Source organism: Duganella lactea, assembly GCF_009857505.1.
Lineage (GTDB): Bacteria > Pseudomonadota > Gammaproteobacteria > Burkholderiales > Burkholderiaceae_D > Rugamonas > Rugamonas lactea.
The window spans coordinates 23,221-33,534 of record NZ_WWCP01000048.1 but is presented as its reverse complement, the minus strand read 5'-3'; the positions used below and the strand labels follow the sequence as shown (position 1 = coordinate 33,534).

The following is a 10,314-nucleotide window of genomic DNA, read 5'->3' as shown; positions in this document are numbered from 1 at the left end:
CCCAGCTTCGTCAGCTTGGCTTCGCGCTCCTGCGCAGCAAAAAGGTTGGGTTTCATCATGGCAGAGTCGTCAAGGTTGATGCGCTGACATCATGCCACGGCCGGGCCGGTTTTTCGAGGCCCCCTCTAGTATAAAAACTTACCTAAACCTACAGAGGTACCGGTGCCAAACAGAAAACGTGGTGTCAAGACCCTACCAGCGCTGGTGCTCGCCAGCGCGCTTGGCATCGCGGCGGCGCTACTGCTGTGCCAACTGCTATGGGCCGAGAGCGGCAAGCGCCGGATTCAATCGCTGGCGCACACCGTGCTGCTGCATTCGGAATCGGTGGCCGGCAACGTCTCGGATGCGGTCGCCGCTCTGGAGCGAAGCGCGCTGACCGGTTGCAGCGATACCGATCTGGCCGAGATGAAGCGTTTAACTTTTGAGTACCGCTTCATCAAGGATGCCGGCCTTTTCAATCCCGACGGCACGATTGCCTGCTCCGCGTTGTGGGGCCGCCTGCGATCACCGTTCCATGTTGGCGCGCCCACGCTGAAAACGCGCAATGGCCTGCTGTTGTGGATACGCACGCCGAGTTATTCGATTCCGGGGCGCAGCATCGACATCAACGGCACGCCGCGCGTGTTTGTCGTCACCTCGCCCACCGCGTTCGCCTCGTTTGAAAACGGCGCGCCGGAACTGTCGGTGCAGGTGACTTCAAGCGGTGGCCGGGTGATGATGCGTCACTTTGGCCGGATGGAGCCGGGCGGCGACCAGCTTTCGCGGCGCGAAGTCCGCACTTGCTCGCAGCGTTTTGATATTTGCGTGACGGCGCAAATCGACAGCAATATTTTCTCGCCCGCATACAACGGCATGCTGGTGCTGGCCGGGACCTTGGGCGCGATCCTGGGCGCGGTGCTGTGGGCCGCGCTGGTCAGTCTGTTCCATCGCAACAAAACCCTGTCGGCCAAGCTGACGGCGGCCATCGAATCAGACGAGATCAGCCTGTTGTACCAGCCGATCATCATGGCCGCCAGCGGGCAGCTGATGGGCTTCGAGGCACTGGCGCGCTGGCGCGACAAGGACCTGGGCGAGATCCAGCCGGATCTCTTTATCGGTAAGGCGGCCGAGCTAGGCCTGTCCACGGTGCTGAACCGCTCCATCGTCTGCCGCGCGCTGCGCGAGTGCGCCGCGCGGCTCAAGCAGGACCCGCATCTTTACCTGAGCATCAATCTGGAAATCGACGCCTTGCTCGATCAGAGCATCGTCCAGCTGCTGCTCAGCGAGACGGGCCGGCACGGCATCGCGCCGCGGCAGATCGCGATTGAGATTCTGGAGGGCAGCACCATCGAAATCTCGCGCATGCAGGCGGGTATTGACGAAGTGCGGCGGCTGGGTTTCCAGGTGTTTATCGACGACTTCGGCACCGGCTATTCCGGCCTGGCCTACCTGGGGCGGCTGAATGTGGACAAGATCAAGATCGACCGCATCTTCACCCAGGCCGCCGGCACCGAGTCCGCCGCGGCGATGATTTTGCTGAAGATCTTCGAGGTCGCCAAGGACGTCGACACCGGCGTGGTGTTCGAAGGCGTGGAAACGGCGGCGCAGATGCGCGCCATCCTCGCCTTTTGCCCTGACGCGCTGGCGCAGGGCTGGCTTTACAGCAAGGCGGTGCCGCTGGCGGAGATTGCTCCGGCATATCAAGCCAGCTTGTCCGGGTAGACGCTGGCGGGCGCGGTTGCGCCGGGACAGGCAAGGGTGGCAGGGATTCCATCATCGATGGCACATTTGTCGGGCGCTGGCATGCGAGTATGGCGGCATGAAAATTATCCGCAGCCGAGAATTTGTCGCCAACCGCGCCTGGGGGGCGGAACTGGTGGCCACCATCCCCAACGCGACCGTGCGTCTGCACTGGACCGATCAGCCATATCACTGGCACGTCAACGACGGCGAGGAAGTGTTCGTGGTCATGGATGGCGAGGTCGACATGCACTATCGCCAGGATGGCCTGGCGCAGGTCGTCACCTTGCTCGCCGGCGACCTGTTCTTCGCCGACAGCGGCGACGCCCACTACGCGTGTCCGCGCGGCGTGGCACGCGTTCTGGTCATTGAGCGCGCCGGCAGCGAATGATTCAGCGAGACGGGGACCGCTGAAATCGACGGTACAAACCAAGCGATCGATGGACGCCCAATGCATCGGAGAGGATGGGGATGCAGAATTTCTTCTCCGCGAAAAGCTTGAGTGTCCAGCGCTTCTTCCCAAGAAAATTAAACCGCACGGTATCGGCTTCCGTTAAGTCCATGTCGGAAAAAATACCTGTGGAGTACATGAAGTACATCCGTGCATAGTCCGCGACATGCAGATGTTGATCGAGCAGATAAATGTTCAGCGTATCCTCAAACGGCACGTCATCCGTGAGAAAAAGCAGCACCTCATCGTTCCACTTGAGCGCGGCTTCAAACACCGCGCCCTGCAGCACTTTACCCGTGCCAGTTCCGTCAATCACGACCTCGCACAGCGGCACCGCATCCGAGGTCGATGCAGTGATGACGCGGATCGAGTAGCCGGATGCGTGGGTTAATTTCATGATGGTCTACCAGCTATCACTAACTTTGCTCGCTTCCATAAGGGCCTCCAGATAAATAAGGCCTAGCGTAGGCTGAGTTGAGCGGTGGCCATTTTGGGCATCGCAATGCGGCCTCGGCTTGGGAGACGCTGAGTTTGAATCCGTGGATTTGCTCTTGTTGCCAGTGGCAGGTCTAATACTTGTTACTACAAATAATTCTGGCGGGTTTCATTATTTTTTTACTACACTAAGTCCATGAGAATCACCTTCGATTCCGCCAAACGTGAAAGACGCTCGTGGAGCGAGGCTTGGATTTTGTTCGTTCCAAGGATGTATTTGAAGGGGGGACCGTGACGACGGACGATGATCGTCTGGACTATGGTGAGCGTCGCCGAGTAACCGTTGGGTATCTCGATGGGCGGGGCGTCGTCGTTGTATCGACGCCCCGGGGTCGGGCGAGACGAATCATTAGTATGAGGAAAGCAAATGAACGTGAAATCGCAAAATTCGCCCAAGACTTGGGTCGACCCGGATGATGCCCCGGAATTGACAGACGAATTTTTTGAGAAGGGCGTCTGGCGGATTGGCGACCAAATTGTGTCGCGCAACGAGGCGCAGGCGGAGGCCGGAAAACGGCGCGGCAGGCCAGCAGGGAGCGGGACCAAGATCAGCACGACTATCCGTTTTGACGCCGACGTGTTAGCGGCATTCAAGGCTACCGGCGATGGGTGGCAGACACGCATTAACGATGCACTGAAGGAGTGGCTCAGATCCCGTTGAAGTGGATGCAGATGCTACCGGCACAGGATTTGGATCGCTTGTCCACTCAGCCCGCGCATCGTGCCGCCGGTTGCGGTTGTGGCCTTGGTCTTCTTTAATTGCGAACTGCCGCTTTGCCGTGGCTCGGGCCTGGGACTGCCAGAAATCTGAAACCGGCGATGAAATCTCAGTGGCCTGCTCACACCACGAGGATCGGTAAAAAAAGGAATCGCGAAAACCTCGTCGCCGAACAATTCCAAAGTCCAATCCGTGTCACCGAAAAAAAGAAAGCGGACGGTGTTGGGTGGCTGGAGTTCGAGTAGTGAGAAAACGCCAGTGGCGTACATCCAGCCAAGCTGAGCGGAGTCGATGATGTTCAGGCAGTCATTGAACAGATAAACGCGCAGCGTCTCTTCGTGGGTGATGGCGTCAGTGACAAAAGCCAGCAGGCAATCGTGCCATCTAATCGCCGCCTCTAACACTGCGCCGTCGATGATTTTTCCAGTCGGGAGCCCGTTCAACATCAGCTCGCTTTTAGGCATGTCTTCGCTGTGCGGCGTCGCTACCGGGCGCAGTGCAAATTCAGAGGTTTGAATGAGCTTCACGACCTACCTACCACAGACAATGAATGCCAAACGCAGCCAGTGTACCCCCGACAAACGCTCCGATTGTCACGCAAATGGGCGCTCCCGGGCCGCACGCCAAGCCCGCGATAGCGCCGCCTGCGATGCCGCCGCCAATGCCGGCGCTGGTTGATAGAATCTCTTTCCCTGTCGCCGAGACTTTGTCTGAAGACGTGGCGATGTTATAGGCTGAGATGCCCAGCGAAATAATGATCAGCCCACGTCCCGCATAGGACAGGCGCGCCAGGAGGGTGCTTATTTCCTGACGTGCGCTCCCGGCAGATCGCACGATGGAAGCGTAGACGGCATTTTTCTGCGAGGACGATAGCCGTGTGAATACGGCGTTCTCGCCATAGTGACGCAGTGTATGGCGAGCGATGAGCTCGTTTAATGAATAGCCCTTGATCTTGATGGACTGGGCCATCGCTCTGCCTACCGGTGTACTTCGTCGACGGAAAATCTCCATGACGACATTTCTGGTTTCCTGCGCTTGGTTCGCAGCTTCAGTCCAGGTGATTTTCCCCATCAGCGCATCACCTTCCAGTCTGATTGCCATTGCCTTGATTTCTCTCGCGTAGGCAAGCCGGGTGGTGGAGTCGATCGTGATATGGGCGCCGACATTGGCCACCTGGCTTTCCAGTGCTTTCATAGCCCGGTCGAAATGAGCTCGGTCGTCAGTTCTGTTATCTGCAGAAGTCATGGTAAACACCGTTGAGTGCAAAAAGAGAACTCAGCTTAGGTCACCAGAAATAGCGTGATTTGCGCTAGCTCAACCATGAGGTTTTGACGGAGCGCGAACCCGTTGTGTTCGATCAGCGGGCTTTTTTCTTTTGTGTCTGGCGCTGCTGTTGTTTGCGTTGGGTTTCGTTTTTGTTTTGCTTGGCCTGGTAGATTGCCACGGCTTCCACTTTGGCTTGGGCGAAGGTGCGCAGCTCTTCTTTGTCGTCGTGGGTGACGAAGTAGTCATTGGCTTGCGCATCGACCACCAACTTGATCGCGGCCTGGTCGTCGAGATCGTACATTTCGGCGAGGAGGGTGGTTACTTCGTCAAGAAATTCTTCGTAAGTCATGGCGCGCTTTCTGTTGAGGAAAACAGAAAAGCCACCCGAAAGTGGCTTTTCTGATGAATCTTGGTAGGCCGTGCGGGATTCGAACCCGCGACCAACGGATTAAAAGACCGACAAGCTGAACTGTACCATCTTGATGCGTGCGATGCCAGCGGCCCTGCCGGGGTCTGGTGTTTTCCTTATCCGATGGATGTGCTGATAATACCCTGGAAGTCTTATCCGAGTATTCGAAGTTAATAAACTCGCTAGCCAACATAGACTCTACGGTCGCAAGTGACACGCCACGGAATCCTGTTCGCGTGCTGCATACGTTGCGATTGATTCCATCGACAGTTCAGCCTTTACTGATAGAAAAAATTCCACAGGGCAAGATGGAGCCTTGGTTGGCGGGAAAGGTGTTAGTCCAGCCCTCAATTCGAGTAGCCCGAGACTTGTTGCGCAAGAACCGGTGACAATCTGTGAGTATTTCGAATTGGCAAGAGTGCTATTCTCACAGACGGCCAGTTTCAGCTAAAAGCCGAATGTCCGACGACGGACACTATGCATTGGTGTCCCTTTGCGAGGACTTGGAGAGATGGATGGCAAGACGAAGTGATGGTATGCGATTAGTAATGGGTGTTGCTAAAGCGCTTGGGCGGGCCGCAAAGGAGGCCGAGCGAAACCGTTTGTGCCAACAGCGGGAGTATGAACGAGCTCACGCCGCTCTAATGCGTCAAGAGGAAAAAGCTCGTAAGGAAGCAGAGCGTAGTCAATTGCAGCGGTTACGCGAATCTGATCGGGCGAGTAAAGACCAGGAGCGCGAGCAAGAGCGGCGTAGAAGGGCGGCAGAAAAAGATGCGATTCGCCATGAGAAGGACATGGAGAAGCGTAAGGTCCTTGAGGCTAAGGCAGAGGAGCGGCAGCGACTCGAAGATGAGCGAAATCGTGTGCAACAAGCCAAGATGGCCCTTGAGGCGGAGCGCGAAGAGGCCGAGGCTTGTTTCCAGGAACGTTGCGAGGAGCGACGTGCTCTCCGATTGCACTATGTTCGAACTTTACTGAGTTGAAATTATGAGCGATAGCGTAACAGTAGGATTGGGATTGTTGGCGGTGGTTATTCCACTGGTGCAACATCTCAGATTCCAGAAAAAGTATGTGGGTTACAAGAGTATTCAGAGTGCCATTAAAGAAAAAACAGGCTTGCTTGAATCACTCACCCAAGAGTTGGTGATCGGAGAGGCAACGGTTAAGAAATATGCATCAACTGCTCGGGATGAGCAGGAGAAAACATCAGTCGCTCTGGAACAGAGGAGTGATGCTGAAGCAGCGCTGGGGAAATTACAAACTGCACTGGTCTTAGCGGAGAAATCCGCGCAACAGGCACGTTCTGATTCGGCAATCGCAAAAAACGAATGCATCGGAATTAAAGCAGAGCTCCAGGGTTATCAGAATCAGCGCAACACTCTTCTTCGCAATGTAGAGGAGCTGTCGGAACAAAAGAAATTACTCGAAGCGCGAATAGCGCATTTGCTTAGTTTGGAGGCGCGTGAGGCAACTATTCGCATTGACTTGGATACATTGGCTACTAAGTGGGAGCGTGAGCAGACCCAGTTTAGACACAATGAGCAAGAATTGAGTATTCAACTCCGAACACTGGAAGCTAAGTTGGGCAGCGCTAGAGATACGCTTACTGGCTTGATGGAACGCATCGATTTATATTCCAGAGTGGATGAATATACCAAGGTCGGCCATTTTGAAATGCCTGAGTATTTGTATGAAACGTCTATCCGATACCAATCCGAAATCAAAGAAGTGCGGGACCTGCAACGTAAGCTGATTCGCGAGAAAAATGCAGTAACGTATCCGGTCGATTTGGAGCTTGGGCTCAATAGAACCTTAGACAAAAAGATTCTAGATGGGCAAGTGCAATTAATGCTTAATGCTTTCAACGTTGAATGTGACTTGCTTATTGAGAAGGTCAATCCAGCCAACCTAGATCGGACCCTAGAGCAAATTGAAAAGAAAGCAGAGGTACTAGAGAAGAATTGCATGACCCTTCGTTGTGGTTTTAATATCGACTACGTTGAGCTAAAATTTGAAGAATGCAAGCTTCAGTTCGAATTCACGCTGAAGAAAAAAGAGGAGCAGGAAGAGCAGCGCGCTATTCGCGAACAAATGCGAGAGGAAGTGCGGGTTCAGAAACAGTACGAGGACGCTGTAAAGGATGCTGAAAGAGAAGAGCTCAAGCTCACTCGATTGTTGGAAAAGGCTAGAGAGCATATGGCACAGGAAACGGAACTTGAGCGTTCCCTTTCCCTCGCGAAGATATCTTTGCTTGAGGAGCAGTTAGTGGAAGCAAGACAGCGAGGCGTCCGTGCAAAGAGTATGGCTGAGCAGACGCGTCGCGGCTTTGTCTACGTCATTTCTAATCTTGGTGCATTTGGTGAGGGAGTGTTTAAGATTGGTTTGACGCGGCGATTAGATCCTCAGGAAAGGGTAGATGAACTTAGCAGTGCTTCTGTGCCATTCCCATATGACGTGCATGCAATTTGTTATTCCGATGATGCTCCAGCATTAGAATATGCATTGCATAAACGCTTCAGTGATCGGCGCGTGAATGCTGTTAATCATAGGAAGGAATTCTTTAGGGTCAAGCTGGAAGACATTCAGGCAGCGCTGGAAGAAATCGTTGATGATAGTGTGGAATTTACGATGACCGCTAAGGCCGAAGATTACTTCCAAACGAAGCGCCTCTTGGCTGCTTGAGTTAATTTAAAAGAGATTGTCCTTATATCACCTATTGGAACAGCAAATTGACAAACCAAGCCGATGTTACTACAGGGGCAATCCAGCGCCCTTCAAGTCTCGCCAACGTCTTTCGGGGACTGCACACGCAATGTAGTGGTGCCGTCGATGCGTCGCTAGAAGGCCTAAATGAAGGCGTACTCGGCGATAGTTATGTATTTGCAAATGATCTTGAGGCGTGGCGTGATGCCATAAGTGGAAGTCCTGAGGCAAGTCTATTAGGAACCGCGGCAACTGAATACGTTGTCGCCATGCTGAACATTTGCCAAGGGCAGTATCGTAATGGTTTTAAAGGGTTGCGGCTTGTGTTGGAGCTTTGCCTCCAGAGCTCCTATTTGTCGGCAAATCTCTTAATTCGAGAAGAATGGATTCGTGGAGAAAGGGATACAGTGTGGGCGACGTTGGTAGACGAAGAAAATGGACCTTTAAGTCTTAGATTTTGCAGAGCATTTTTCCCTGAGCTCGAAAGTCATACCGGGCACTTCCGCCAGCTTGCTAGAACCATTTATCGTGAGCTATCCGAATGCATACATGGCAATGTTCCTAACCATATACCTTTGCCTTCTAAGTTGGACTTCTCACAAGAGACTTTCGATTTATGGAATAGGAAGGCAAAAGTCGTTCGCCTTGTGATTCATTTTGCCTTTTCCGTCCGTTACGTTCGAACTCTCCCAGCTCAGAAGAGGACGGGGATAGACGCAATATTGATTGAACAACTTGGCCATATATCGGCAATTCGCACGGAGTGCAGCACAAATGTCTAACGTGAATGATATAAATAGTTTTGTAATACGGACAGAAGACCTGCGACCGGAAGAAATTCTGGAACTGTTTGTCCCGACAGAGCGCGACCAACAACTCATCGCTAATCTGAAGTCGGCCAGCCCTATGATCCTAGAGGGAAGTCGTGGAACAGGAAAGTCATTTTTGTTACGAGTGTGCGAACAGCAGCAGTTCGCGGAATACCCCACGACAAAAGTTGTTCCGGTGTATGTTTCGTTTGTAAAAAGCTCCTTACTCAGTACAAAAAACGACCAGCAATTTCAGCAATGGATGCTTGCCCGCCTAGCGTCGCGTGTTCTTCGCACTTTGTATCAGCTAGGGTTGCTTGCAAAATCTACTATATCTGCGACAGTGCTCGCAGGGGGGGCGATGGGGGTGGCTGGTGAAGAGACGCCACTGGAGCGGATCGCCCAGCGCTTTGAAGATTCGTTCAAGCAGCCGGGTACTCAGATTGATGCCGGCGACATACCAGACGTGGAGTCCTTTAAGGATGCAATCGAGGACTTGTGCCGTGACCTCGGGTTACGGCGTATTAATGTTCTCTTTGATGAGGCAGCGCATATTTTTAGGCCGGAGCAACAGAGGCAGTTTTTCACCTTGTTCAGGGACCTTCGTTCTCCTTACATGACGTGTAACGCAGCGGTATACCCTGGCGTAACTTCGTATGGACCGTCTTTCGAGGCAGTACATGATGCTCAGATCGAGCCCCTAAATCGCGACATTCATGCATCCACCTACCGAGAGCAGATGCGCGAGATTGTGTTGAAACAATCTGGCGCTGAGTTACAAAGTGATATCGAGCGGAATGGTGAAAACTTTGATGCACTTGCTCTTGCGGTCACTGGCAATCCACGATTGTTGCTTAAAACGGTAGCGCTAGCTGGAAAGCTTCGTTCATCTGATTCACAAGCTGTGCTCAAGGACTTTTATCGAAACGCAATATGGGCTGAGCATAGTGCATTAGCTGAACGTTATCCAGGGCATAAAGATTTAATCGACTGGGGACGCTTGTTTGTCGAGCAGTATGTGATTCCCGATGCGATAAAGAAAAACGAGCTATGGCGCGCGGAAGGAAAGCCAGAGCGTACTAGCTATTTTTGGATTCATCGCGACGCGCCGGAAGCGGTTAAAGAGGCTCTGCGCTTGCTTACCTACACGGGCGTTATCACGAAGCTGGATGCCGGAGTCGTGGCCACCCGTAGTGCGGTCGGTGTTCGTTATGCGATCAATATAGGCTGTGTCGCAGCACCCTCACCGAACCCGGTGTCGTTCATCACTGAACTAAGGAAGGGGCTAACTGTTGGGCGATTTACCGAGTATGGACAGAATATGCCAGCGTTCGTTGAAATTGCTGCTCGGGTCGGTGCAATGGCTGATGCAGACCTTTCGACCGAGCTTGCGCGTTTGCTATCGAAGCCAATATCCGTGCTCGACTTGACTACCCACCAACAGGGGGCGCTGAGTTCCGTAGGTATCAAAACGGTTGGCGAAGCATTGACATCTACCGAGGCTACGTTCCGCCGAGCAATGTACATCGGCCCTGTTCGGTCGCGAAAGATGATGAACGTCGTAACTGCGGCGGTTTTGGAGTTCTTGTCCGGCTGAAGAAGATTGCCGCAATTCAATTGCCGGTTTCAATTCAGCTCCCTTCGTCCCCTAGAGACAATGTGCACCGGCCAGAGGCTAGGGGATAAAAGGACCGGGACCAGAAATGGACCAGAAACAAAAAAGCCCACGAATCGAAATTCGTGG

General features: G+C 53.3%; 12 protein-coding genes. 8 read left to right on the top strand and 4 right to left on the bottom strand.

The genetic code is table 11. The features are described from left to right. The first annotated feature begins 162 nt into the window (after positions 1–162). Together GTP44_RS24500 and GTP44_RS24495 are read left to right on the top strand one after the other, a co-directional pair. The gene (locus tag GTP44_RS24500; RefSeq protein WP_161021474.1) at positions 163–1,701 is read left to right on the top strand and encodes an EAL domain-containing protein; all 1,539 of its coding nucleotides are present in this window, start codon (positions 163–165) and stop codon (positions 1,699–1,701) included. Positions 1,702–1,798: 97 nt separating this feature from the next. Further along, positions 1,799–2,110 carry a cupin domain-containing protein gene (locus GTP44_RS24495; protein WP_161021473.1) on the top strand — a complete coding sequence of 104 codons (312 nt, stop codon included), beginning with the start codon at positions 1,799–1,801 and terminating at the stop codon, positions 2,108–2,110. A 1-nt stretch (position 2,111) separates the two neighbouring features. Here GTP44_RS24495 and GTP44_RS24490 read toward each other — a convergent pair whose 3' ends face one another. Then, complete coding sequence (locus tag GTP44_RS24490) at positions 2,112–2,567, bottom strand: hypothetical protein (RefSeq protein WP_161021472.1); 456 nt, start codon at positions 2,565–2,567, stop codon at positions 2,112–2,114. 275 nt (positions 2,568–2,842) lie between these two features. On the opposite strand from GTP44_RS24490, the gene GTP44_RS24485 reads away from it, so the two are divergent. Both GTP44_RS24485 and GTP44_RS24480 read left to right on the top strand, forming a co-directional pair. Beyond that, positions 2,843–3,082, top strand: coding sequence for a BrnT family toxin (locus tag GTP44_RS24485; protein ID WP_371867318.1), 240 nt, complete (start codon positions 2,843–2,845; stop codon positions 3,080–3,082). Beyond that, the gene (locus tag GTP44_RS24480; RefSeq protein ID WP_160992217.1) at positions 3,033–3,326 is read left to right on the top strand and encodes a BrnA antitoxin family protein; all 294 of its coding nucleotides are present in this window, start codon (positions 3,033–3,035) and stop codon (positions 3,324–3,326) included. Before GTP44_RS24485 ends, GTP44_RS24480 begins: the two co-directional genes overlap by 50 nt. 14 nt (positions 3,327–3,340) lie before the next feature. Here GTP44_RS24480 and GTP44_RS24475 read toward each other — a convergent pair whose 3' ends face one another. The 3 genes from GTP44_RS24475 to GTP44_RS24465 form a co-directional block, all read right to left on the bottom strand. Further along, positions 3,341–3,910, bottom strand: coding sequence for a hypothetical protein (locus GTP44_RS24475; protein ID WP_161021471.1), 570 nt, complete (start codon positions 3,908–3,910; stop codon positions 3,341–3,343). A 7-nt stretch (positions 3,911–3,917) separates the two neighbouring features. Beyond that, on the bottom strand, positions 3,918–4,577 hold the full coding sequence (locus GTP44_RS24470) for a hypothetical protein (RefSeq protein ID WP_229257067.1): 660 nt from the start codon (positions 4,575–4,577) through the stop codon (positions 3,918–3,920). A 163-nt stretch (positions 4,578–4,740) separates the two neighbouring features. After that, complete coding sequence (locus GTP44_RS24465; protein ID WP_161021469.1) at positions 4,741–4,998, bottom strand: hypothetical protein; 258 nt, start codon at positions 4,996–4,998, stop codon at positions 4,741–4,743. A 575-nt stretch (positions 4,999–5,573) separates the two neighbouring features. Between GTP44_RS24465 and GTP44_RS24460 the strand changes: the two genes are divergently transcribed. From GTP44_RS24460 to GTP44_RS24445, 4 genes are read left to right on the top strand one after another with little or no spacing between them, the layout of a single operon-like run. After that, positions 5,574–6,041: a hypothetical protein gene (locus tag GTP44_RS24460; protein ID WP_161021468.1), complete on the top strand. Its 468-nt coding sequence runs from the start codon at positions 5,574–5,576 to the stop codon at positions 6,039–6,041. A gap of 4 nt (positions 6,042–6,045) precedes the next feature. Beyond that, positions 6,046–7,740 (top strand): SNIPE associated domain-containing protein, encoded by a 1,695-nt coding sequence (locus tag GTP44_RS24455; RefSeq protein ID WP_161021467.1) that lies wholly within the window; start codon positions 6,046–6,048, stop codon positions 7,738–7,740. 47 nt (positions 7,741–7,787) lie between these two features. After that, positions 7,788–8,543 carry a hypothetical protein gene (locus GTP44_RS24450; RefSeq protein WP_161021466.1) on the top strand — a complete coding sequence of 252 codons (756 nt, stop codon included), beginning with the start codon at positions 7,788–7,790 and terminating at the stop codon, positions 8,541–8,543. Further along, positions 8,536–10,167 carry an ORC-CDC6 family AAA ATPase gene (locus tag GTP44_RS24445; RefSeq protein WP_202424214.1) on the top strand — a complete coding sequence of 544 codons (1,632 nt, stop codon included), beginning with the start codon at positions 8,536–8,538 and terminating at the stop codon, positions 10,165–10,167. Before GTP44_RS24450 ends, GTP44_RS24445 begins: the two co-directional genes overlap by 8 nt. Positions 10,168–10,314 lie beyond the last annotated feature (147 nt).